Source organism: Phyllobacterium trifolii (assembly GCF_014192095.1).
In the GTDB taxonomy this organism is placed as follows: domain Bacteria; phylum Pseudomonadota; class Alphaproteobacteria; order Rhizobiales; family Rhizobiaceae; genus Phyllobacterium; species Phyllobacterium trifolii.
Genome location: NZ_JACHXN010000011.1, coordinates 204,621 through 228,099, shown reverse-complemented (window position 1 = coordinate 228,099; position 23,479 = coordinate 204,621). Strand labels below are relative to the sequence as shown.

The 23,479-nt window shown below is 55.7% G+C and carries 21 protein-coding genes and 1 tRNA gene; 10 read left to right on the top strand and 12 right to left on the bottom strand.

What is annotated here, in order from left to right:
• Nucleotides 1-906: 906 nt before the first annotated feature.
• The 5 genes from FHS21_RS18005 to FHS21_RS17985 all read right to left on the bottom strand — a co-directional run bounded on the left by FHS21_RS18005 (nucleotide 907) and on the right by FHS21_RS17985 (nucleotide 4,685).
• On the bottom strand, nucleotides 907-1,533 hold the full coding sequence (locus tag FHS21_RS18005; RefSeq protein WP_183663505.1) for a DUF1554 domain-containing protein: 627 nt from the start codon (nucleotides 1,531-1,533) through the stop codon (nucleotides 907-909).
• Nucleotides 1,534-1,890: 357 nt separating this feature from the next.
• Nucleotides 1,891-2,883, bottom strand: coding sequence for a YihY/virulence factor BrkB family protein (locus FHS21_RS18000; protein ID WP_112532608.1), 993 nt, complete (start codon nucleotides 2,881-2,883; stop codon nucleotides 1,891-1,893).
• Between the two features lie 131 nt (nucleotides 2,884-3,014).
• Nucleotides 3,015-3,227 (bottom strand): hypothetical protein, encoded by a 213-nt coding sequence (locus tag FHS21_RS17995; RefSeq protein ID WP_158482361.1) that lies wholly within the window; start codon nucleotides 3,225-3,227, stop codon nucleotides 3,015-3,017.
• Nucleotides 3,218-3,550, bottom strand: a complete 333-nt coding sequence (locus tag FHS21_RS17990; RefSeq protein WP_183663504.1) for a hypothetical protein — start codon at nucleotides 3,548-3,550, stop codon at nucleotides 3,218-3,220. Before FHS21_RS17990 ends, FHS21_RS17995 begins: the two co-directional genes overlap by 10 nt.
• Nucleotides 3,551-3,812: 262 nt before the next feature.
• On the bottom strand, nucleotides 3,813-4,685 hold the full coding sequence (locus FHS21_RS17985; protein ID WP_183663502.1) for a LysR family transcriptional regulator: 873 nt from the start codon (nucleotides 4,683-4,685) through the stop codon (nucleotides 3,813-3,815).
• Nucleotides 4,686-5,075: 390 nt separating this feature from the next.
• Here FHS21_RS17985 and FHS21_RS17980 point away from each other — a divergent pair, with 390 nt between their 5' ends.
• Together FHS21_RS17980 and FHS21_RS17975 are read left to right on the top strand one after the other, a co-directional pair.
• The gene (locus FHS21_RS17980; protein WP_183663500.1) at nucleotides 5,076-5,261 is read left to right on the top strand and encodes a hypothetical protein; all 186 of its coding nucleotides are present in this window, start codon (nucleotides 5,076-5,078) and stop codon (nucleotides 5,259-5,261) included.
• Between the two features lie 83 nt (nucleotides 5,262-5,344).
• The gene (locus FHS21_RS17975; protein ID WP_183663498.1) at nucleotides 5,345-5,959 is read left to right on the top strand and encodes a dimethylsulfonioproprionate lyase family protein; all 615 of its coding nucleotides are present in this window, start codon (nucleotides 5,345-5,347) and stop codon (nucleotides 5,957-5,959) included.
• A 254-nt stretch (nucleotides 5,960-6,213) separates the two neighbouring features.
• On the opposite strand, the gene FHS21_RS17970 is transcribed toward FHS21_RS17975, so the two are convergent.
• Nucleotides 6,214-8,067, bottom strand: coding sequence for an ABC transporter ATP-binding protein (locus FHS21_RS17970; RefSeq protein WP_183663496.1), 1,854 nt, complete (start codon nucleotides 8,065-8,067; stop codon nucleotides 6,214-6,216).
• Between the two features lie 453 nt (nucleotides 8,068-8,520).
• On the opposite strand from FHS21_RS17970, the gene FHS21_RS17965 reads away from it, so the two are divergent.
• From FHS21_RS17965 to FHS21_RS17940, 6 genes are all read left to right on the top strand, one after another.
• Nucleotides 8,521-8,793: a hypothetical protein gene (locus FHS21_RS17965; protein ID WP_112529966.1), complete on the top strand. Its 273-nt coding sequence runs from the start codon at nucleotides 8,521-8,523 to the stop codon at nucleotides 8,791-8,793.
• A 285-nt stretch (nucleotides 8,794-9,078) separates the two neighbouring features.
• Nucleotides 9,079-9,669, top strand: coding sequence for a dioxygenase family protein (locus FHS21_RS17960; protein WP_183663494.1), 591 nt, complete (start codon nucleotides 9,079-9,081; stop codon nucleotides 9,667-9,669).
• 254 nt (nucleotides 9,670-9,923) lie between these two features.
• A complete protein-coding gene (locus FHS21_RS17955; RefSeq protein WP_183663492.1) occupies nucleotides 9,924-11,102 on the top strand; it encodes an acyltransferase family protein in 1,179 nt (392 codons plus the stop codon).
• A gap of 302 nt (nucleotides 11,103-11,404) precedes the next feature.
• Complete coding sequence (locus tag FHS21_RS17950; protein WP_183663490.1) at nucleotides 11,405-13,147, top strand: adenylate/guanylate cyclase domain-containing protein; 1,743 nt, start codon at nucleotides 11,405-11,407, stop codon at nucleotides 13,145-13,147.
• 135 nt (nucleotides 13,148-13,282) lie between these two features.
• On the top strand, nucleotides 13,283-14,005 hold the full coding sequence (locus FHS21_RS17945; protein WP_183663488.1) for a DUF2270 domain-containing protein: 723 nt from the start codon (nucleotides 13,283-13,285) through the stop codon (nucleotides 14,003-14,005).
• Nucleotides 14,006-14,700: 695 nt separating this feature from the next.
• Nucleotides 14,701-16,464, top strand: coding sequence for an adenylate/guanylate cyclase domain-containing protein (locus tag FHS21_RS17940; RefSeq protein WP_112529977.1), 1,764 nt, complete (start codon nucleotides 14,701-14,703; stop codon nucleotides 16,462-16,464).
• A gap of 900 nt (nucleotides 16,465-17,364) precedes the next feature.
• Here the strand turns inward: FHS21_RS17940 and FHS21_RS17935 are convergent.
• The 4 genes from FHS21_RS17935 to FHS21_RS17920 form a co-directional block, all read right to left on the bottom strand.
• Nucleotides 17,365-17,440 (bottom strand) — tRNA-Lys (locus FHS21_RS17935).
• A 114-nt stretch (nucleotides 17,441-17,554) separates the two neighbouring features.
• Entirely contained in the window at nucleotides 17,555-18,487 is a 933-nt protein-coding gene (locus FHS21_RS17930; RefSeq protein WP_183663526.1) for a PhzF family protein, read from the bottom strand.
• Between the two features lie 75 nt (nucleotides 18,488-18,562).
• Nucleotides 18,563-19,276 (bottom strand): NUDIX hydrolase, encoded by a 714-nt coding sequence (locus FHS21_RS17925; protein WP_112529985.1) that lies wholly within the window; start codon nucleotides 19,274-19,276, stop codon nucleotides 18,563-18,565.
• A 3-nt stretch (nucleotides 19,277-19,279) separates the two neighbouring features.
• Nucleotides 19,280-20,395, bottom strand: coding sequence for an endonuclease/exonuclease/phosphatase family protein (locus FHS21_RS17920; RefSeq protein ID WP_112529987.1), 1,116 nt, complete (start codon nucleotides 20,393-20,395; stop codon nucleotides 19,280-19,282).
• Between the two features lie 123 nt (nucleotides 20,396-20,518).
• Between FHS21_RS17920 and FHS21_RS17915 the strand changes: the two genes are divergently transcribed.
• Complete coding sequence (locus tag FHS21_RS17915; RefSeq protein ID WP_112529989.1) at nucleotides 20,519-20,860, top strand: BA14K family protein; 342 nt, start codon at nucleotides 20,519-20,521, stop codon at nucleotides 20,858-20,860.
• Between the two features lie 81 nt (nucleotides 20,861-20,941).
• Here FHS21_RS17915 and FHS21_RS17910 read toward each other — a convergent pair whose 3' ends face one another.
• Nucleotides 20,942-21,637 (bottom strand): TetR/AcrR family transcriptional regulator, encoded by a 696-nt coding sequence (locus FHS21_RS17910; RefSeq protein WP_112529991.1) that lies wholly within the window; start codon nucleotides 21,635-21,637, stop codon nucleotides 20,942-20,944.
• 195 nt (nucleotides 21,638-21,832) lie between these two features.
• On the opposite strand from FHS21_RS17910, the gene FHS21_RS17905 reads away from it, so the two are divergent.
• Entirely contained in the window at nucleotides 21,833-22,324 is a 492-nt protein-coding gene (locus FHS21_RS17905) for a RidA family protein (protein ID WP_112529993.1), read from the top strand.
• A gap of 133 nt (nucleotides 22,325-22,457) precedes the next feature.
• Here FHS21_RS17905 and ilvC read toward each other — a convergent pair whose 3' ends face one another.
• A complete protein-coding gene (gene ilvC, locus FHS21_RS17900) occupies nucleotides 22,458-23,477 on the bottom strand; it encodes a ketol-acid reductoisomerase (RefSeq protein WP_112529995.1) in 1,020 nt (339 codons plus the stop codon).
• Nucleotides 23,478-23,479 lie beyond the last annotated feature (2 nt).

The window sequence follows — 23,479 nt, the reverse complement described above, 5'->3', positions numbered from 1 at the left end:
CGACCAGATGATGCTTAGCCAGGTCGCAGGATCTGACGGTGAGGTCATCGACTATCTCGACGAGTTCTGGCGCTGAAAAATATGGCAAAGAATGGCGACAGCCTGCACTACTACTTGAGGACGAAGCAGGAGGCGTCTAGGGCGTTCTCTGAGACAAATTCGCCGCGCGAGGAAAAGATTGTTGTTCCCGGGACGGCGACACCGTGACGCCGCGCACCGAGCATAAACCATAAGAAGTTCGATGGGGTGGAATCCTAAAAGCCATTGTGCTGCAATGACCGCATGGAAGACTACAGAGCATTCGCCCCGCCCCAGGTGCGATCGCTCTCATTGGCGAAATTGACACCGGCGAGGTCAACCTCCCAACCACCTCCAGGTGATGTAGTCATATTCCGCCTTCGTAGTAGAGCGGTCAAATCGACCCGCGAATGCGCCCGTTCTTGGAACACAATTGCTGAAATCGATGTTGTAGCTACGTCGTTCCGCGAGGAACGGCAGAGGCACTGACACCGGTCATTCCGAGCCCAAGGAAGGCGTTGGTGCCTCACCTAATTCAAAAGAGTTTATACCGGAACGATCCGTCTACGGAGCTGGTTTGATCTTGGTCGGAGCTCACGAACCTCCGGCACGGGGCCGGGCATGTCACCACCCATTGAACCCCGCGTCGGGGCTCACCGACCAATGGAACGTTCATCTGGTTGGTTGGTTACTGATATGCTGGTTAGTCCTTCTGACCAGCGGAGACTCGGCGTCAACGATCTCTTCAGTTCTATGGTGCCGGGTCTCACATTTCCAGAATTCGATGCGGGTGCGGTTTCATAAACGCAGCGCATGATTAGCGCCGACTGGAGGCATCTCCTGCTTGATCATCCTTCTCGCACTTGGCGTGATAGCGCCACCTGGTTGTCAATCGGCTGCGAAACAATAAAAGAGTCCGTCGCCTCCGGTGCCTTTGAAAGCCTCCCGTGTGCAGCCGCCTCGGGTAAGGTGTGAAGTATTCCAGGACTTCGCCTCGGCTGAGTCATCCAAACCCGTGCGGTCGCTATGGCCGACCATCGCTGCACCCTCCGAACCGCCCATCGTCCAGTTGCCGCACGTTTCCGGGGCAGCGGTGCCATCGGCATTCGACCCGGTCAGGATGTCGTGGCGGTTCGGCTTGTCACCGCGACCATTGACGACTTCGCCATTTTCCGTGAGAGCCGTCTGCTTTGTCAGGTTGTTCTTGTCGCTGTGCAGAGAGGCGACATCGTCGGCGATTTTTTCGCCTTTGGCGTTGTGCCATGGACCCGCGCCGATGCGATCTTTCGCATGCTCCGTATCCGTGGAAAGATAAGCCTTCCACGTCTTACCCGTCGATCCACTGGATGCCGCGAGCGTAGTACAATAGGCATCTGCACCAGCGAGGCCACCGAGATCGCCGCCCTTCCCAGGATTCACGCTGGTGACAAAGAAGCTCATGACGGGGTCTTGCGCGTGCAACTCTACGACCGAAAACGCTAAAGTCGCCACAACGAATGCAAACTTGAGTTTCATAGCGCTCCTCCCTGGTACGCGTTTTGAATCCGGATCCAAACTATCGCGCAGGTGGGTGGGTGTAAAATCGAAATCCCGTGATGAAATTCAGCGAGCCGTCAGTTTCAGGTTCGAAGTATGCTGTTCTTTCAAATCGCAGACGCTCGAAAGTCCCCATCCTGCTCCATCAGCGTGGAGTAGCCAACGACATCGACCGCAAATGCTATTGGCGGCCGACAAAGATCAGCCAAGCTTCAGCTTTTAAGTAGTTAAATCCACTAAAGGCCGTCCACATCACTAAGTGCGGGGCCCGCTTACCATGAAATGGAATGGCGTTATCGCGGCCCGTGTCCCGTTGGCGTTTCCTGTGCGGCACAGTTATTTTGCGGATTTACCGAGCGTGTCCGCGACCACCGCCCCGCGCTTTCCCATCTCCACTGGGTCACCCGTGGTCGTGTCAGTAGCGGTCTGATGCTCGAGCTCAGCGTTCAGTTCCGCGCCGAGAATGAGGATAATGACCGATATCCATATCCAGATCATCAACCCAGCGACGGCCCCGAGCGCGCCATAGGTGGCATTGTAGTCGGCGAAGTTGGAAAGGTAGAACGTAAAGCCTGCTGAGGTGACCATCCAGACGAAAGTTGACAATATTGCCCCCCAAGAAAGCCAACGCCACTGAGCGTGTTCGCGATCAGGTCCGAAACGGTATATGACTGAAATAGCTGTTCCCACGATGACAGCAATGAGCGGCCAGCGCACCAAGCGAAATAGCAAGGCAGCCCATCCGTCAACTCCCAACACATTCAGTAAAGTTGGCACGACACCCAAGGAAACAATGAAAATCATTCCAAAAAAAATCGATGCAAATGTGAAAACAAATGAGATGACGTTTAACCTGACAAAGCTCCGGCTTTCGTCTTCGCTGTAAGCGACATTCAATGCCTCGAAAATCGCTTTAAAACCATTATTCGCACTCCAGAGTGCGACCGATAGACCAACAAGAAATCCGAGGCTCAACACCTTGTTTTCCTGCGCAGCAAGCGCTTCCAATTGTCCGCGGATAAGATTGATAGAATCGATCGGCAAGAGGCCCACAAGGAGTGAAACATTCTCCGCCACCGCATTGCGATCAGCCAGAAAGCCATAGACGGACACGAATGCGGTTAGGGCCGGGAACAGCGCCAAAAGCAGATAGAAGGTCGATCCGGCCGCGATCAGCAAAATTCGGTCTTTTTGCAGGGAATGGTAAATTCGGAACAGTATATCCTTCCAGCCGCGCACAGGTATCTCTGACGGTGTGCGAGCATGACGGCCGCGCCCGCGCTGCTGCATCCGGTTTTTGTTTTTGGCGGCTCTTGTGAGCTTGCTCATCCCTGTCTCGTCTTTGGAAGAATATGGGTTCGAATATCCTCTACCCGCGTCCGTTTATACTCTTCGCAGAACCACTCCAGTCCGCAACACTTGTCAAAGCTGAACGAGGATAGATGAGCTTCTCGGGTGTCTTAGACATCCTCCACGGCTTGACGTCCCGCATTCAAATGCACCTCGATCAACCGCATGATGGCTTTGCGCGCTTCTGCATCGGGCCAACCCATCGACTTGGCATCGTCCAACAGCTGCAATAATGCCACTCCCGCATGCGCCTGGAATTCCACTTCCAATGCTTCCTGGCAATCCAAGTCGTCCCGGTCATCCTGTGGCGGCATTATGGGCATGGCGGTTTTCCGATGCTGTTCGCGGTGGTGATTAAGGGTATCCGGCTCAATCCACCGCCGTCACTCCCAGCGGTCTCAAGGTAACGCTGATAGGCCCGTGCGACTTGCTGAGTGGCGTGATGCCTTGAGCGTTGCACACCACTGACATCGCTCATGCGAAATTGCGAATGACCGAGGAGAAAAGTCCAGAACCAAAGGCCAAGGTCTGGACCGTTCTCAATGCGATAAACGCGGCCGATATCGATGCCGCTGCGGTTTGTTGCAGTAAAGTCCTGCAATTGCACGTCCGGTCGAAAAGATGTTTTGTGCCATTTGATTTCCATAGCTTCCAAACTCTGCAGTCGCCGTTTTGTTGCAGACTATCAATGGCCCCAAACGTCTTTTCGTTTTGTTTGCTTGCCGAGGCACGACAAGAAAGGCGGGACCATGATCCCGCCTTGTTGGGTTCAGGGAAGTTTTCCTGCGCATGGGTTCAGATTGACTCGGCCAGTGCCACGGCGTCCAGCCCGCAGGTATCGGTCATGCATCGCCAGTATGAACTTTAAAAGCGAAAACCTGGACGATCAGACTTGGTCCCTTTCGAAGTCACGACAGCCCTACGCTGATGGGTCGAAACGCGTCCCTGATCATCGTGGCCATACCATCAATAGCGGCGCTTTTTATGCGAGGATTGCGTCTGAGAACCACATTCGAGCAATCAATCTGGGGGAAGCCGTCTGCTTCCGTCAGGGCGCGGCAACCTGCCGGGATATTGCTGCTGGCAAGTGGTGCGATCGCCAGACCCGATACGGCTGCAATCTTGAGTCCGCCGCTCGTGTCGCAACTATAGGCCACGCGATAGTTGATTTTAGCTTTGTCCAAGGATCCGACAGCAAATTTCTTGCACCAGTTGGAGCGCTCATAGATCGCAACCGGGACGACGTCATTTTCATGAACGCAGTGGACTTCCGACGTCACCCAAACCGTCGGATCAATAAAAAGCACCTCCCCGGTCGTCGGCTGCTCCTGATCGAAAATCACTGCAAGGTCGAGTTCGTCTGCGTCGATGGCCGCCAACTGTGCGGCCGAATATCCACATTTCACAGTCACTTCGACATGCGGATGCTGGCTCGCGAAGGCTGCCAACGCGCGCGGCAGTACAGTGTAGCCATACTCTTCCGGAATACCGATCCGGACAGGACCGCCGAGCGGTTTCGCCCGTATCGCGGTGGCCGCCTCGTCCAGCAACCCGATGATCCTGTTCGCGCTGACGAGCAGGAGCTTTCCTTGTGGAGTCAATGCCACGCCGCGTGAACCTCGCTCGAAAAGGCTCTCACCCAAGGTCTCTTCTAGCTTCTTGATCTGAATGCTGACCGCGGATTGTGTTCTGCCGACTTGTTCTGCAGCGCGGGTGACATTCCCGGCCGCAGCCACGGCCACAAACGTACGCAGCAGTTCACTGTCCAATGGCGGATTCACAATGATGCTTTCGATAAAAATTTCAGATGGCTGCCATGATTTCTATTCGTTTGTTAAATGTCAAGCTGTGGCGAATCCTGTGTCTTGATCCAGGAGCGCCAAATGCACAACGTCCGACATCGCGTGATACAATTCTTCAGAGTGTGGCGGGCCGCCAGACATGAACGGCGGTTGTTGCTGGAAATCTTGAGCAAGCCAAGCGATCGACTGCTCATCGATGCCGGCATCACCAGGGAGGATGCACTTCGGCTCGTCCGCAGCGATTTGAGGATGCCGCTCTGGTGGCATTCGTCAGTCCCGCAGTGTATCTCCCAATACGCGCACCGCAGTTGGTTTGATTTTCGATACCATTGAGCGGCATAACACACTGATAAGTCCCGGAGGCCGATCATGGCAGCACAACACGTTCACGAAATCGATGCGGCGATAAAGGAACTCATTTCGTCCCGCCGGCAGGAAATTCTGCAGATTGCCCAAAACGGGGCAAACCCCGGTCCCTTGAAGAACGTGGTGGAGATACAAACGGCGATTGAAGCCTTGTATCGCGCACGCGAGCAGGAGAGCACGTCATCATAATCACTGCTATGCGGCTCTCGGCTTAATTCGACCGAACATTTAAAGGTAACGCGCGAGCGAGGGTGGTTAGGGAGGTAAAGGGTATGGCTGAGCTAAATGGTGCAGCGGCAGCAGGTTCCGAGCGGCTGGCGCGGCTGGCTCTGGACGTGCTTATGGCGATGGCAGTACCAGAACGGTTCCTGAATGATTGGCCCCTTCTGAAGGCAACGCGTCGCGTTACCGCTCAGCAGTTGCCAGTACTCGCCTGGCTCGATGAACTCACCGACGGGTCTTCGCCTATTCTGGCACCCTTGCTGAATCAGATCAGCCGTGCGGCCCCAAAATTGGAATGGCGGCAAACCTACAAAGCTGAGGATTTGGGTCCCGAATTTCTCACCCGTTACGGTTGGACGGAGTTGATTGGGCAACGAGGACCCATCGCAAGTACCACGATTGCGTGTGGTATTCTTCTACTCGGCCCGGAGCTGCTTTATCCGGCCCATGCCCATGAGGCAGAAGAAGTATACGTGTGCCTTGGTGGCACTGCAGCTTGGATGCGCGGCAATGAACCGTTTACAAGCAAGCCCGCCGGGACCGTCATCTACCATCCCTCATGGATGCCTCATGCCATGCGCACCAGTTCCACACCTTTGATGGCGTTGTATGTGTGGCGCGGAGGCGATTTGACCGCCAAGGCGACGATCATCGCGCCGTCTTAGCAGGATACGGCGTCGGTAATCCTGCCGCGAGCCAAGACGCAGGTGCGTTTGGCGATTTCCCGTTGACCGAAACTGGCCAGATGATCCTAAAAAACCTCAGTTTTATCGAAATAGGGCCAATCCCAACCCGGTCCGAACGTGCGCTTTGGGCCAGAAGCGGACATCGCTGCGGTTGCGAAAGTCTCTATTATGCGGCTGCAAAATCAGGATAAGAGGTTTCGCAATAATCGGGAAATTGCGTGAAGAAGGGATAGCTAACTGATCTTCTCAGGAATAAAGCCGCCTGTCTGGCGTTTCCAAAGGCGGTAAAACAAACCGCCCTTTTCGAGCAGTTCGTTCGGGCCGCCCTCCTCCACGATGCGGCCCTGATCGAGCACGACTATCCGGTCCATCATGGCAATAGTTGAAAGGCGGTGTGCGATGGCAATCACCGTCTTTCCCTCCATCACGAGGTTTAGCTTTTCTTGGATTGCAGCCTCAGATTCGCTGTCGAGGGCGGAGGTCGCCTCGTCCAGCACCAGGATTGGCGCGTCCTTTAACAGGACGCGCGCAATGGCAATACGCTGGCGCTGGCCGCCGGAGAGCTTTATCCCGCGATCTCCAACGAAGGCATTAAAGCCCTTGCGGCCTTCAACGTCCGTAAGATCATTGATAAACGCATCTGCCCTTGCCGTCTTCGCCGCCCATTCGATTTCGTCCTGTGTCGCATCCGGCCGGCCGTAGCGGATATTGTCACCGACCGAGCGGTGCAGCAGTGCAACGTCCTGTGCGATTACCCCGATGTTGCGGCGAAGACTTGCCTGCGTGACCGTGCGGATGTCCTGCCCGTCGATCAGGATAGCGCCGTCCCGTATATCGTAGAAGCGCAGCAGCAGGCTTACCAGTGTTGTTTTGCCAGCCCCAGAGAGGCCGACCAGACCCACCTTCTCGCCTGCTCGGACCGCCAGCGACAGCTCATCGATCACCGGCTTGCCGGACTTGTATGCGAACCGGACAGATTCAAACCGGATCTCTCCACGGCTGACTGTCAATTCGGCCGCGTCCGGCCGGTCGGTGATGGTAGGCGGCGTCGTCATCACTGGCATGGCGTCCTTGATTGTCCCTATCGCCTGGAAGATCTGCTGGCCCATCTGCAGGAAGGTGAAGGTGTGCCCGGACAGCCGGGTGAGGATGTAGACGGCTCCAACGAACTCGCCGACCGTCAGAAAGCTGTTGACGAGGCCCGAAAAACCAATCGAAAGCATAGCCAGCCAGAGCGCCATGTTGAGCACCACGACAGTCAGTTCCGATGTGCGGTAGATACGTTGTTCCCGGTGCTGTGTCTGAACGGACTTCTGAATAATGCGCCGTATGGCACCTGCCTCGCTGTCTTCGGCGGCGAACTGCTTGATCATCTGCATGTTGGTGTAAAGGTCGGTGATAGCGCCGGCCACCAGGCTACGCTGCTTGGCAGTGTTGCGTGAGCGTTCGACGAAGATCGGAGCCATCCGGATGGCGAGCGCCACGTTGAGCCCGATCCAGATGACGACCGGTAGGGCGAGTTGCCAAGAAAGGCTGGTGAGCAGGATCACGGAGCCGACCATTTGCAGCACGAAACGCGGAATAGATTGGAAGGCAGCAATAATCTGCTGCTGCACGGCGGAAGCTACCTGCGAGAGGCGCGAGGCGACCTGACCGGCAAAGAGGTCATGGAAAAAGGCGAGATCCTGCCGCTCGACTGCCTTGTGACCCTGCCACTGGATGGCGGCCGGCATCCCCACGCCGAGCGTATGCGAGTTGAGAGTGTTTAGAAGGAACGAGGCGACCGGCATGGCCGGAAAGATCAGGAGCCCGAGAAAAGTCAGGAGCGGCCATTCGTTCCGGAGAAAGGCGGAAGCGCCCTGTTGTGTCACACCATCGACGATGACCGAAAGCCCCCAGACAATCGTCAGATTGATGGCCTCGATCGCCATGGAGGAAAGCGCCAAGGCGATCAAAACGCCGCGGAACATTGAAATGAAGTGCAGGAGGACAGCCACGGGTCCCTTACAAGGTAGCGGCCGGTACGGGATGTCGAGCGGCTGAATCAGCGTTTCGAACGGGCGGTAGATCGCATCTAAAATCGACATGATTCGCTCGGGCTCTAAATGAGAAAGGAGGTCGAGGACTCAGCTAGCCGGAATAGGATCACCTTCCGGTTGCATCTCAATTAGAACATCACGCTTTATGTTCGCGCTATTTGCGGCACTGTCCTTTTAACGTGGGATGACCCCTCAGGGCCAACCCGGAAGAACTAAACCACTGGATCAATCCGGCATTGAAGGCAATTAGACGATGTCATTGGCCAGCGCGATCCACCGGGCCGTACGCTTCACACCATAGTCACAACAAACTGAATTGCACACAGTGCTTTGCGTGCCCATTTGCGGTAAGGCGCACGATCGTGCCCGATCTTTGGTGCAGAGTGATTTCCCGATGAGGTTATGAGCCTTCACGCTGGGTCGAGGTCTGGATGAAATGCGCTGCCACTACCGGAATACTTCGCCAAGCGCTGCACAAGAACTTTGTCCAGGAGATGCGAGATGTCTATCAAACCATTGGTTTTTATCACTGTGATAGGGCTGTCAAGCCTGCCGTTGACCGCATACGCGGAGGGATACTTTTACGAGTATGATCCATCTGGCGGCATTCCGTTTACCGATCGCGCGCCAGACCACCTCGATATTCATGACAACGGCGGCTATGGTGACCACAATTTCCTTAGCTTCGGTCAACAGGGGAAAACACCCAGCGCAACCGCAGTTATCAAAACGTCAGCGCGGCATCGCGTCAGCACATCCCCGAAACAGAAATAGCGCCCGAAAAATTGCGCCACGGCCTGTCGACCAGACGAGCGGCAACCGGTGTCCGCACGTTCACTTCGCCAAGTTCCGGACATTCCAGATCTCGTTTTGATGCTCACTCGTCGTTAGGTTCGGCGACGTGAACGATCCCCTGTCCTCGTGCTATGGTGGCGGCTTCCAGGACAGCGTGGCCAAAGGCAGCGACCGCTCCAGGATAATCGCCAATCTGGGAGGGTTCGAGTGGGTGCAACCAATAATGATGATGGCAACGCATTCTACTAAGGGGGTCTCAAGACGATGAAACCAACACGTCGATCAGTCCTCGCTGCATTTCTGGCGGTACCGTCGACCAAAGCGGCAGGTATTTTCGAAGCGAATGCCGTCAGCACACAATCTGCTCTCGAGTTGACGCCGGCATGCCAGGATGTGGATGAGCTGACTATCGCGCAGACTGAAGGACCGTATTACAAGCCTAGCTCGCCACTCAAACAGGATTTTGCCGCCGACGCACCTCACGGGATCAGGATCACCATAGCCGGTTTCGTACTCGCGACGGACTGCAAATCCATCAACAGGGCACTTGTCGAGCTTTGGCACGCCGATGAACATGGCTCGTATGACCGCGTCGGCTACAGGTTGCGTGGTCATCAGTTCACCGATGAGAGTGGCCGCTGGTGGTTTTCGACCATCATTCCATCGCTCTATCCGGGACGCACGCGCCACTACCATGTGAAAGTCCAAAAGCCAGGTGGGAGCGTCTTGACGACCCAGCTGTATTTTCCGGGCGAGCCCCTGAACGAACGCGACCAGATCTTTGATGAGCGGCTCTTGCTCCATATCCGCGACACGGGTGACGGAAAATTCGGTCGCTTCGACTTCATTGTGTAAGGCGTGTCGTTCCCAGCCGGAATCAGCATCTACTTGATGAATAAGGGAATCCCTTCGCGTAAGGCCAACAACAGTATTTACAATTGCCGCTGTGCGCCTACCGAAAGTTATCCTTGGAGTTCTGCTGCAGACCACAGAAAGGGCCACGCAGCAATTGGGAAATAAACCTAGCGTCAGCTATTGACGCTTGTGTCACCCTATGCTGCACTGCAAAATTCGATCAATTACGCCTTCGCACTGCAGCAAGGATAGCCATGTCGACCTCAGCATCCTTGAATGCCAAACATTTACCATACCTTGATGCGGTCCGGGGCTTGGCTGCGTTTTGGGTTCTTGCCTCGCACGCGGCGGTGTTAAACGCGGTTCATTGGCCCATCATCTCCGAAGGCGGTTTGGCGGTCGATCTCTTTATGATGATGTCTGGTTTCCTGATGACCCACCATTATATCCAGCGCTCTGTTGTTGAGCCTTGGGGAGCGCCGATGACGTGGCGAATGTTTTGGTTGAGACGCTTTTTCAGGATCGCTCCTCTGTTCTACCTTCTTCTGCTCGTTTCGTTCATCGTCGGCAACTCAGTCGGCGGCTGGCGTGAACAGATTGCTACAGTTTGGCCTTCAACGGCAACCACGATGCTTCGGTACACTGACCAGTCACCGGTGAACGCACTTGTTCACGGATCATTTTTGTTTGGTCTGCTTCCCGAATACAGTTTTCGCACCCCTTTGCCCGACTGGAGTATTGGTCTGGAAATGCAGTTCTATGTGGCCTTTCCGATCATAATGCTTCTTTGGGGGAGGGTTGGGGCAACCACGGCTGCACTGGCGAGCCTTGCCGGTGCTTTTGCCCTTCAGACTATCGCACCGGCCTATTTTGACGCCTATCCAATGCCAGCAAATTTGGCTTTGAAAATCGATGTCTTCGTGACAGGCATGCTCTTTGCTGCAGCGGCGTCTTATGCAGATAGGCGATCCGCTCTCCTTGGCTCGTTGGCGATGTTGGTGCTTGTGCCGGGTATAATCTTCGGGTCGAAGTCGGCGACGTATGCCGCCACACAGGGCGCTATGGCGCTTGGATTTGGCTTCCTTGTGCTTCACAAGTGGATTGCCATACGTTTCGGCCAACCGTGGATCGAAGACGTCGTTGGTAGGCTTGACTGGCGACCATTTCGTTTCCTTGGTGATACATCGTACAGCGTCTACCTCGTTCACCTGCTTTTGATGATTCCGATTATAGGCATTCTTTCTGAGCTTCCCGCTTATGTCGGGATGACGGAAAAATATCGCGTGCTGATAGCGGTCGTACTCACAGCTCCACCCGTCTATATCATCAGCTGGGGGCTGCACAGAACAATCGAGACCTACGGTATCAGATTGGGAAAGACACTCCTCAAGCGCTTTCGCCCTTCGTTCAAGCCAAGCCCTCGGTCCGCGTAGGTTCCTATCTTATTAGACACGCATGTCGGATCGACGTGAGCTCTTGAACGGTCGATGGCCTGCCAGGCTCGCGTTCGGCGGATCGTCGAGGAAGCTACGACAGCGGGCAGAATTATCGCATTGATCGAGCTGTTCGGACGCATGACTCCGGTTGAGTTCGAGGCGCGACGGCTGACCCCTGCGGTATAATATCGAGGCAATGTCCGCTGCGCACCATCAAAGGCACATAGTCTGCTTAGGCTGCGTGTCAGCATAGCATCTCCAGCATCCACGTGATACCATCTCAGGTTGGGAGATGCTGCATGGAGCGACGCCTCGTTACCATCATGGCGGCCGATGTGGTCGGTTATTCTGCCCGGATGGAGCTGTCAGAAAGCGAGACGATCCGGCAACTATCCGCGCTTACGCGAATGTTGGGCGAACAGGTCGGACGGTACAGTGACCGTGTGTTCTCCAGGGCCGGCGATGGCTTCCTGTCCGAGTTTTCAAGTCCAGTGATGGCGGTTCAATCTGGATTTCAAATCCAGCGTATTCTTGGCTCTTCGGGCAAGGAGGGAGGCATTCAGCTTCGCATTGGCATCCACTTGGCGGACGCGGTAGTCGATGGGAAAGATCTTCTTGGTGACGGAGTCAATATTGCCGCCCGGGTGGAAGGTCTTGCCGAGCCGGGTTCAGTCCTCATTACCCAGACGGTATTCGATCATGTCAAACGAATGGCGACGCTTCAATTTGAAGATTTGGGCGAACGACCTCTCAAGAATATTTCCGAGCCCATCCGGCTTTATCGAGTTGTTGGAGAACTCGAAGATCATGGCACTCGGGACGTTCAGGCATTTACAGATGGCATCTCCAATGTGAATTCCGGACCGCCGATCATCGCTGTTTTGCCGTTCGAGAATCTGGGGAGCGACAAACGCTGGGTACGCTTGGCGAACGGTCTTTCGGCTGACATCATCGTTGATCTCGCACGCTATCCGGATCTTGCAGTGGTCGCCAGACAAACGATGCTGGCGTTCAAGGGACAACGCGATGACCTGCGGTCCATCGGGCGAGAATTGAACGCTGACTACCTGCTCGAAGGAAGTCTGCAGGCGACCCGAAACCAAGTGCGCATCTCAGTACAACTCGTTGATGCGCGAAGCGGTGCTGACCTCTGGGCAGCACGCTATGAAAAACCAATAGGCGACCTGTTTGCCATACAGGATTCGGTAACCGAAAACGTTGTCAATGTCCTCGCCAGCTGTTGCGGCAAGCTCGCGCACCTCCGGTGGGACGCAGCTCGGCGCAAGCCCCCCGCCAGTCTGGGGGCCTATGACTATTATCTGCTGGGTGTCGAGCAACTTAATATGTACTCCCCCGGCTCCAATGCCGAAGCGATCCGTTTGCTGTCCAACGCTGTCGCGCTGGACCCGGCGCTTGCAACTGCCTGGTCAGCGTTGGGGTTCGCATATGCGGTACAGGGCGGCAATGCATATGATGATGACCCGACTGTGTCGTTGGAACGCTATCGTTTCTGTGCGGAGAAAGCCCTAACCCTCGATCCTGCAGACAATATCACACGTCAATGTGTAGGTGACCTTCGCGCCTGCAAAGGTGATTTTGACGGCGCGATCAATGAAAATACGCGCGCCCTTGCGGCTGCTCCAAACGACGGCGACCTACTGGCGCTCGTTGCGGGTAGCCGTGCGCTCGCAGCGGGGAATCCCGACGAAGGCTATCTGCTGATACATCGAGCACTCAACATCAATGCACTCGCGCCATCCTGGTATTTCAGCATGCTTGGCCGGGTGACTTTTGTAACTGGGCGTTATCAGGAATGTATTGCGGCGGCTCGTCGTGCGCCGGAAATGCCGTCGACATTGATGTTTCTTGCCATGTCTCATGCCATGCTCGACGAAATGGATGAAGCAGCAACGCTCGGTGATAAGCTCGCGCGGGAGTATCCTGGCTTTACTACCGAGAAGTTTGTCGCTGGCTACCCTGTGACCAATCCGCCCGCCATAGCAGCAATCCGGCAAGGCGCACAGCGTGCAGGACTGGCTTAGGAGGAAGTCGCTCAGCGATCGAAATGCACTGCCATGACAATGCAATTCAATCTCCGGAACGAACGAGAACGTGAAGCGATTGTTGGCGACATCAACTAGATTAAATACGGTGGAGGGTCGTGCTGGGAGGCGGATATGAACGAAGCTCAGGAACAACTGCCGGTCAGCGACGCCACAGCTCGATGGTCAGTCCCGCCGTTTCCAGCCACATCAGCCGAGTACATCACGATATTGGCGCATTATCACCGCGCCGAGATGGGCCGCATGGCGGGGTGGCGCGACAGGATCGACCGCACAACCAACTGGGCCATTACCGGCGTTGCAGCAATGCTGTCTCTGTCGTTGTCATCGCCGACGTCGCATCACGGAGTGCTCTTGTTCGCCATGGTGCTGGTGCAACTTCTTCTGATCATCGAGGCGCGACGCTATCGATTCTTCGACGTCTACCGTGGACGAGTACGCCGACTGGAGAAACACTATTTTGCTCAGGTCTTTGAACCCCTGCCGGAGTTGGATAGCGACTGGGCGCGCCTGCTCGGCCAAGATTTGCGCAAGCCGCAATTCCTGATCTCCATCCGAGCGGCGATGTCGCGGCGGCTGCGTCGTAATTATTTATGGATGTTCCTCGTCCTGCTTCTGGCTTGGGTATTGAAAATCTCGACGCCTAAATTGCAGGATGACGGGGTGGCGCTGGATGTTGCGCGATCACTCCATGAGATCGTCGTAAACGCCGCATTCGGGCCGTTACCGGGCTGGGCCATATTGCTCGGGGTAATTGCATTCTACTGCTGGCTCGCCTACGCCGCCCTGCTCGCCGGCGACTCTGACAAGAAGGAGCACGGCGAGGTTCATGTCTGATGGGAGAAAGCAGGGCGGCGACCGATCAAGACCTCCGCCGATCATATTGAGACGATCTATTCGGCATATAGACATGGCTATTAATACCAGAGCCGCTCGGAAGCGACCTTGGCGGTTGCCGGATTGCCGCTGGGCAGACAGCCGAAGCCTCGCGATCGCCACCGGCGTAGCGAACTCTATGGGTGGCGGTGGATTCAAGAGGCTTGCTGCGAGATATGGCTGGCGACCTGAGCAGGTTTTATCAGGCTACGTCGGGAATAATGCTCGTCGAAAGAGGCGCCGGGATGCCATCAATGTCGCATTTCCTCGTTGAAGGGAACGATCCAGCCGACCCAAATTTCTTCAAGGTTCACGAGTCCATTTTCCACTTTTGGTGCGGTTGTGGATCAGGTTACGAAGACCGGTCGCGTTGTGACCCTTATTGACCTACTGGGCGAATGACGCCTGGTGAATTCGAACCCAGACAGCTCACACCCGCAGCATGAAACCAACGCAATGTCCGCTTTGCGCCAAGACTGGACCCTCAATGATTGCCCGCCGTACGCCAACGCCGGGGTTTCGTTCCACGGAAAATGGCGCTTCTTTCAGAAGAGAACGTTGAAATAGATAGGCGATTTCATGTGGGTGCTATAAAATCGACCTGATGGCCCGGTCCGGAAGAAGGCACAACTTTTTATCATTATGTTGGCAAATCAATGGAACAGAGACTAGCCGCAATCCTAGCAGCCGATATGGCAGGCTATAGCCGGCTAATGGAGGCCGACGAGGTAGGCACGATCGCCCGCCTCAAAACGCACCGGATAGAATTGATCGATCCCTCCATCGCAAAGAACAAGGGCCGGATCATCAAGACCACGGGCGACGGCATGCTCGTGGAGTTCCAGAGCGTAACTGATGCAGTAAAGTGCGCCGTGGAAATCCAGCAGCGCATGCAGCGGCGAAATTCGGACGTGCCGCAGGATCGGCGGATCGAATTCAGGATCGGCATCAATCTTGGCGATATCATTTTCGAAGACGGCGACATTTTCGGCGACGGTGTGAATATTGCTTCTCGGATTGAACAACTTGCCGATGTGGGCGGTATCTGCGTCACCGGCGCGGTGGCAACACAAATCGCCGATCGTCTCGAAGTCTCCATCGAGGATCTGGGTGAGAAGACGCTTAAAAATATAAGTCGCCCCGTTCGTCTTTTTCGTATTGGACTTGAGAATTCTGCCTTGCCCGCTCAGCCGGGGGACTTCGATGCGAAGCGATCTATCTCCAAACCCTCGATAGTGGTTCTGCCCTTCAACAATATGAGCGGCGACCCCGATCAAGAGTTTTTCGCGGACGGTCTTACCGAAGACATCCTCACGGAATTGTCTCGCCGCCACGAGCTGTTCGTCATCTCACGCAACTCCAGTTTCGTTTACAAGAACCGAGCCGTAAATGTGCGCGAAGTCGCGGAGAAACTCGGAGCTCAATACTTGGTGGAGGGAAGCGTCCGGAAGATCGGCGATAGGGTGCGCGTAACGGTCCAGCTCATTGACGCAGCCAATGCTGCTCATATCTGGGCAGATAAATACGACCGTAGGCTGGACGACATATTTGCGATCCAGGATGAAATAACGGCGGCGATAGCAGCAACCTTACCCGGGCGCGTTGAAGCCGCCCAGCGCGACCAGCTAGGGCGGACGAAACCTGCAAACATGGCCGCATACGAGTGCGCGCTCGCCGCCAAGGTCCTGCATCACAGAGGCACAGTTGCCGACAATACGCAGGCGCAGTCCCTGATAGACCGGGCAGTTGCTCTCGACCCAGGTTATGCGCATGCCCATGCTTGGCGGGCGTGTATTCTCGGCCAGGCCTGGGTCCACAGCTGGTGCGAAGACAGGGATGCCGTCTGGAGCGAAATCGTTGCTGCGCTGGATCGGGCTTTGGCATTGGACGACAACGATGCCGACGTGCATCGCATTCTGGCCGCCGTGAGTGTGAACAATAACGCGCTGACCACAGCCCGTTATCACCAGGAGCGTGCCCTTTCCCTCAATCCCAACTACGACCTTGTGGTGGTTCAGCAAGGGGAACTGTTGACGTGGTTGGGACGACCTGAAGAGGGAATCGAATGGATCCGCAAGGCAATGCGGCTGAATCCACATCACCCCGAAAGATTTTGGAGTCATCTTGGAAAAGCACACTTCGCTGCGCATCAGTATGGCGAAGCGATCGAAGCATTCATGCACCTGTCTGTCCTGGATGAGGTCCAGCACGCATTCGTCGCGGCATGTTACGGCTGGCTTGGCGATAAGATCGCTGCTACGGCTCACATGAAGGAGGTCAGAACGCTCCTCCCCGAATTCGCCGTCGAATCCTTCCTCGCCACATTGCATTACGCTCAGCAATCCGACGTGGATCACCTCCGCGAGGGACTTGTCAAAGCGAGAGGGGACGACGGTTTTCCTGCAGCGAACGATTTTTGAAAGGGTACCATTTGAGCCTCCAGTTTTTGACGGGAAGCATTTTCTCTCTGCGTTGCCGATCAATCGCCCCACCGCTGTGTTGCCCGTGTCGGAAAAGGCATGACTTGGTGTGGTTGGCCCAAGTCCTTTCGGAAATGGAGCTCTGTTCCTTGCCTCGTACATGAGTTCTCCACGACGAACAGCGGATGCTGCTCAACCGTCCCATTGTTCGTCCGTGTGGTTCTGACAAACGATGAACCGCTCCGGTGAAAGCGAGCGTCCGCAAAATCGCAGACCGAAATTCTAACCGCGCTGATAACGGATGATGCGGTACGAGACCTCATGACTGAAATGAATGATGAAAGCCGTAACTGGAGGCCCGGTTTCAAAGAGGAGAAGATGAGGGAGTTCGCTACAGACGAGATGCCGGCACTGGCAGCCAAGTACAACATACCGCCAGACAGTCTTCGAATTGTCGCGAGGACATTTGAAGCCGGAGGCGCCAATGCTCGATCCGTTACATTGGCACCAGGTATCGACGTCGGCGCGAATGATAAAGCCGCTATTTGCGTCTCAATCGGAGCAGGCGTTGGTGTTACGGGTTGCATTTCTATAGGGACTTAAATGGAAAGCAATTTCAATACTGAAGTGAAGCTTGGGCTGCAGGAAATCGCGGACTTCGCGACGTTCGAACCTTTTCATACACTCTTAAATGAGTTGTATGAGTTGCCTGAGCACCTGAGACACGAATTTGTTGAGTTAGCGTTATTGGACCCATCGGGATATATCACAAAGAACCGTCGTGTGAATTAGGGAACCATCGACCAAACCGGGAACAAGGGGCACAAAATCCGCTACCAATATGCTATCAAGGGGAAAATCAGCAACTAGAGCAAAACGCCCTAAGTTGCTGATTTTAAATGGTGGGCACAGTAGGGATCGAACCTACGACCCGCTGATTAAGAGTCAGCTGCTCTACCAACTGAGCTATGTGCCCGTCAGCCGTTTGGCGGCGACAAGTGAGGGCTCTATAACGGGGCAAATCTTGCCTGTCCAGCCCTTCTTGAAAACTTTATGACGGCTTTGCACCGGAACAACGTCCGGTTGAGGACTATACAAACAGCCGGCCTTCCGCGACCCTGATTGCCGAACCTCCAATGCGCCCCCCGGTCAGCTTCTGGTCGACGATATCCAGCTCGAGCTGCAGGCGCGATGGCCTTCCCATTTCATATCCCTGTTCGATCGACAGGCGCAGGACGCCGTCCAGCGGTTCGTCGAAGGCATGAATTGCACCGGCAAACGCCGCCGTTGCAGAACCCGTCGCCGGATCTTCATAGGTGCCCTCATCGCTCACGAACATGCGTGAGTGAAAATGGCTGTCGTGCAGCATCGTTTCGCGGCAATAGGCATAGACCGGCAGTTGGCGATGGCCGATCGTCGGCGCCACGTCCTTCATCGCGATCTGGTTGATAACGATGCGCCCTGCCGCCTCGAGTCCGTGCACCGGTACCAGCATGAAAGGTACACCCGCATCCCAGATGCTCGGAACATGATTCTCGAAGCCGATTTCCTTTGGCTCGAGCCGCAACGCATTGGCGATGGCGATCTTGTCGTATTTATAAGGAACCTCCTGCGGCAGCTTCGGCAGATCAAACTCGGCAAACGCGCCGTTTTCACTTAGTTTGACGCCGCAGCGGACAGGTCCGACCTGTTCCTCCAGGATGATAAGTGCATCTTGGGTACCCCTGACTTCGCCAAATCGATTCTGAGCCAGGGCGACTGCGGTCCCGACGGTCGGGTGTCCTGCAAACGGCATTTCATAATCGGGCGTAAAAATACGCGCCCACGCCGTATGCGCCGGGTTCTTTGCAGGCAGGACGAAAACAGTTTCGGAAAGATTGAACTCGCGCGCGATCCGCTGCATGGCAATATCGTCGAGGCCGTCGGCATCGTGCACGATCGCCAGCGGATTCCCGGCCAGCACCTCGTCGGTGAAGACATCATAGACCTCGTAGTGGCGACCGGCCATTTGCTCTCTCCCTATTAGCGTCCGGAAAAAATAGAGTAAGGTAGCCTCCGTACAAGTCAAACCTTGTGACGGTGACATTCAGTACGGACTTCAGCCCTGGCGAAAGTGCCAGTCGGCAAATGTGCGAAACGTCCAAGGCGTCGCCTCGCCCATTTCCCCCGCAGCGGAAATCGCGGTGATGTCGTCGAGCTCGGAATCCTCTTCAGCAGCAACGTGGCCGCGAATATGCTTCAGCAGCTCCTCTCCACTGGCATCGAAATAGTGACGCCGGAACAAAGCGATGCTGCGACTGGCAGTGACAAGGTATAGCTGATCGTCACGCCTTCCGGCCCCTGAAAGCTTGACGCCGGTTTCCTCTTCGACTTCCCGGTGCATGTTGCCGTCAATATCGATGAAGTCGCCCGCCACATCCTCTTCGTCGAACGAACCCGCCGGAAAATAGATGCGGCCGGCTGCCGATGTCGAAGCGGCCATACGCCCGGCGATCAGCTTGTTATCCCCTGAAACGATCACACCGACGGCGAAAATATGCCAAGGCTTCGCGTTTCTTGCATCGGCCTTCCAGTGCATCATCGTCGCAAATCGCGTGCGATGATAACGCGCCTGAAACGCATCGTCCGCCACTCCCGCCTCTTCAGCCATGAAGAACGGTCCATTGAAGATGGCAGGATTGGCTGCCACGGATCTCGTCCAGTTGGCAGCAATTGCCGTCTCATTTGAAATTCCATATTCGAGTGGCGCACTGTCGATGCGGATCACCGCGTTATTAAGCGAGATGACGGTCTTCTCTGGAATTTCGTGCATTACTCAAACCATACTCAAAGTTACGGAAACCGGGCAATGATCGCTGGCCTTCGGGCGGTCCCAGCCAATGCGCGGAAAAAGCTCCACCTTCTGATCGGGCGGAAAGATCGTCCGGTAAGGCTGACCACGGCGAATAATGTCGGGTACCACGGCGGCATTGCTGCGCACGAGTGCCGGTGAGGCGAGAATATAGTCGAGCTGGCACAGATGCCGCTCTTCTGGTCCGCGCGTGTGATAAAGCGTCCAGCGATCCATCACCGGCCGCCGTTCCACCAAATTCTCGCAAAATCCATCGTTCAGCAAAATGTCGAGACTGCTGAGTGGCTCGCTTGTTGGCGCGAAAGTATACCCAACGAGCGAATCCCCGCCGATAACCACTCTCTCGCGATAATCGTTGAAGTCGCCGCAGATCACCCAGCGCTTGCTCGCCGCGCCGCCACTTGTCGCAAACTTGTCCTCGATGATCCGGCGGACCGCTGTCGCTTCCGCCACCCGTACAGGCATGGTGGATGCGCGCCCGTCCATGCCATTGCGCGGTGAGCCCATCGACTTGAAATGACTAACGAAAAGCGTCAGCGGCTTGCCGCCGATGCGCACATCGATTTCCAGGCAATCACGCTTGAAGATACGCTCATGCGGCTCGATGCCAAGTAAGGCAAGTTCAGGATTGTGAATACCGAGATCGTTGTAGGTGAGATGCGCGTGACTGGTCATGCCGATAAATTCGATGGGCTCGCCGTAACGGGTCTGATCGCGCATCAGCACAGCCACGTCGATGCCACGGCTGTCATTGCCTTCGACCATATATTTGTGGCGGTAGCCCTCGCCGACCATCTTGAACAGATAGCCAAACTCGAAGGCGTTCAACGCGCCGATATTATCTACCTCCTGCAGGCAGAGAATATCCGCATGGGTTTCGGCGATCGCCAGCGCGGTCAATTGCCGCGTGTCGTCGGCGTAGGCAATCGCCCGCCCCTGTTCAAGCTGCCGGTATTGTTCCTCATCCTCTATCTGGAACAGCTGCAACGTGCGGTCCTTGTTGAGATTGTTCTTGAATCCCGAAAAATCGAAACGATTCATGAGGTTTTCGACATTGAAAGTGGCGATGCGAACGGACATGCGGAAACTCAAGCGTTTGAACCATGTGACGGGAACGACAACCTAGCCGCATTGACCGGCTCCCACCAGTGGCGATCCACGCGACAGTCCTTATATGTATGTATTCGGGATCAGGACAGAACGATGATGAAAGCCTTGACGATTATACTCGCAGCCCTCGGCTTTATGCTGACAACCCAACTTGTCAGCGTATCCGCGCAGGAAATTCAGGGCTATCGCCCGGCACCGCGCGGGCTCGATACAATCCCGAGAAAACCCTATATTCCGGGCAGCGGTACCCCATCCAATCCTGCTTTGCGCAACTGCACCGGATCGGCGGCCTGCTATGATTTTCGCGTGCATCGCCCCATCGGCCCATCCGGTCGAACACAGGTTCAACGTTGCCGCGATCAATACCAATCCTATCGGGCTTTCGACAACACGTACCAGCCTTTCACTGGCCCGCGCCGCCGCTGCGATTTGTAGCGGACGGGCAGGCTAGCCAAAACTAAAGGCCGGTGTGCGGGAGTTTCGCGACAGTCGCTTTAGCCCATACTTCGTTCCGCCTCATCTCGGAGAGAGGCCATCAAGCAGGGAGTCTAGGCCTTTTCGGAAGGCGCCATCCCAATCATTATCCAACAGCAGACGAGTGCGTTCGATCGTCGGGTAACGTTCGCTGAGGCGTGTAAGTCGCTGCTGCGCGGCGGCCATGTCGTCGTCCGAGAGGTTGAAGTTCGCCCGGGTGATGGTAGCGCCCATGACATAGTTCCAAAGCGACCATATCGCGACATTTAGATCTGCGTCCGCTACACCGCCTCTGGTCAAGGTATTGCTCAGCAGTTCAAGGCGACTGAGGATATTCGGGCCGAGCCTCCGGCGCGGCAACAGCGATGCCGACCAGGGATGGCGCAGCATGCTGGCACGCCAGTCTTCGAGCATATGAACGACTTCCCCGCGCCAGTCTTGAGACTCAACTGTTTGCGGCGGTCCGCGATATTCGAGCACCGAGTCGAGCGCCAGATCAAAGACCGCCTCTTTGTTGTCGACGTGCCAATATAGGCTCATCGCGCCCGAGCCGAGGCGATCAGCCAGCTGACGCATCTTCAATCCGTCTACTCCTTGGCCGTCTAGCAGTTCTACCGCGGTTGCCACGATACGTTCTAGAGAGAGTGGCTGTTCACTGTGCGGCTCCTGCGCGGACTGGAGTGACCCGCCTATCCGTTGAGACCGTTTGCTCTGCGCGCCGCTGCGTTTGGCTGCCATTCATCTTCCTTGTCCATCAGAACGTCAATTTAGGCCGACAATGCTTCAAATGTCGATCCTGATCAGTTGACTCGTACGCTGTACGATGCCTTAAATCGTACAGCGTACGAGTCGGTCATATGGGCGATGAGTAAATGTTCAATCCTGTCGGTCGCGGGGCTAATTTGCAGCAGTCCGCAGAGCCAAGAGAAAATCATGTCACACGCAAACCAGCATCTGCTGATCGGAGGGCTAATCATTATGACCATGACCATGGGAATTCCCAAAGCGACAGCAAATGAGCGGGATCTCAAGCTCACTATCGTCAATCCACAAAACCTTTACGACCCGACGCCGAATGGCTACAGCACGGCGGTGATTGCCCCCCGCGAAGCCCGAGTGGCCTACATTTCCGGACAGGGCGGGCAGGACAGCACGGGAGCTTTGTCGCCCGAATTCGCTGTCCAGGTTAAGCAGGCTTACGCTAATCTGCGCACCGCCCTCGATGCGCTCGGAGCACGGCCCGATCAAGTCGCCAAGCTCACGGTCTTCGTGGTCGATCACGATATTTCCAAGCTTGATGTGTTGACCAAAAACGTCAAGGCAATGTTCGGCGAGGCGCTGCCGGCGCAGACTCTGATTCCCGTTCCCAAGCTTGCAATTGACCCCATGCTCTTCGAGGTGGAGGCCATCGTCTTTCTCGAATAGCGGGCGCTTTCGCGTCAAGGCCGCTCCTCTGCTTGCCGTCGTCGCTGCGACTTGTGAGCAACGAGCAGGCTCGCCAAAACAAAAGGCCGGTGAATCGCTCCACCGGCCTTTACTATTCAACCAAAGTCAAATCTCAGTTCTTTGCCTTGTCGACCAGTTTGTTGCTGCCGATCCATGGCATCATGCCGCGCAGCTTCTCGCCTACTTCTTCGATCTGGTGCTTGTCGTTATTGCGACGGATTGCCTTGAAGCGCGATGCACCTGCCTTGTATTCCTGCATCCAGTCGGAAGTGAACTTTCCGGTCTGGATGTCGGTCAGGATGCGCTTCATCTCGGCCTTGGTTTCTGATGTGATGATGCGTGGACCGGAAACATATTCGCCCCACTCCGCAGTGTTGGAGATCGAGTAGTTCATGTTGGCGATGCCGCCTTCATAAATCAGATCGACGATCAGCTTCACTTCATGCAGGCATTCGAAATAGGCCATTTCCGGCGCGTAGCCAGCTTCAACGAGCGTCTCGAAACCAGCGCGGATCAGCTCGACCAGACCGCCGCAGAGAACAACCTGTTCGCCGAAAAGATCGGTTTCGCATTCTTCGCGGAAATTGGTTTCGATCACGCCCGAACGGCCGCCACCAACGCCGCATGCGTAGGACAGAGCGAGGTCATGTGCATTGCCTGACGCATCCTGATGGATAGCGATCAGGCAAGGAACGCCGCCGCCCTTCTGGTATTCGCCGCGAACCGTATGACCCGGGCCCTTCGGCGCGATCATGACCACGTCGACTGACTTCTTCGGCTCGATAAGACCGAAATGCACATTGAGACCGTGGGCGAAAGCGATCGCTGCGCCATCGCGGATATTGTCGGCAATGTGATCCTTGTAGATGTCTGCCTGCAATTCGTCCGGGGTCGCCATCATCATGAGGTCTGCCCATTTGGCCGCCTCGGCAACGTTGACGACCTGAAAGCCGTCGGCTTCTGCTTTCTTGGCAGTCGCCGAACCTTGGCGAAGCGCGATGCGCACGTCCTTGGCGCCGCTGTCCTTCAGGTTGAGTGCGTGGGCACGGCCCTGCGAGCCATAGCCGATGATTGCAACCTTCTTCGATTTGATCAGGTTGATGTCCGCATCGCGGTCATAATATACGCGCATCG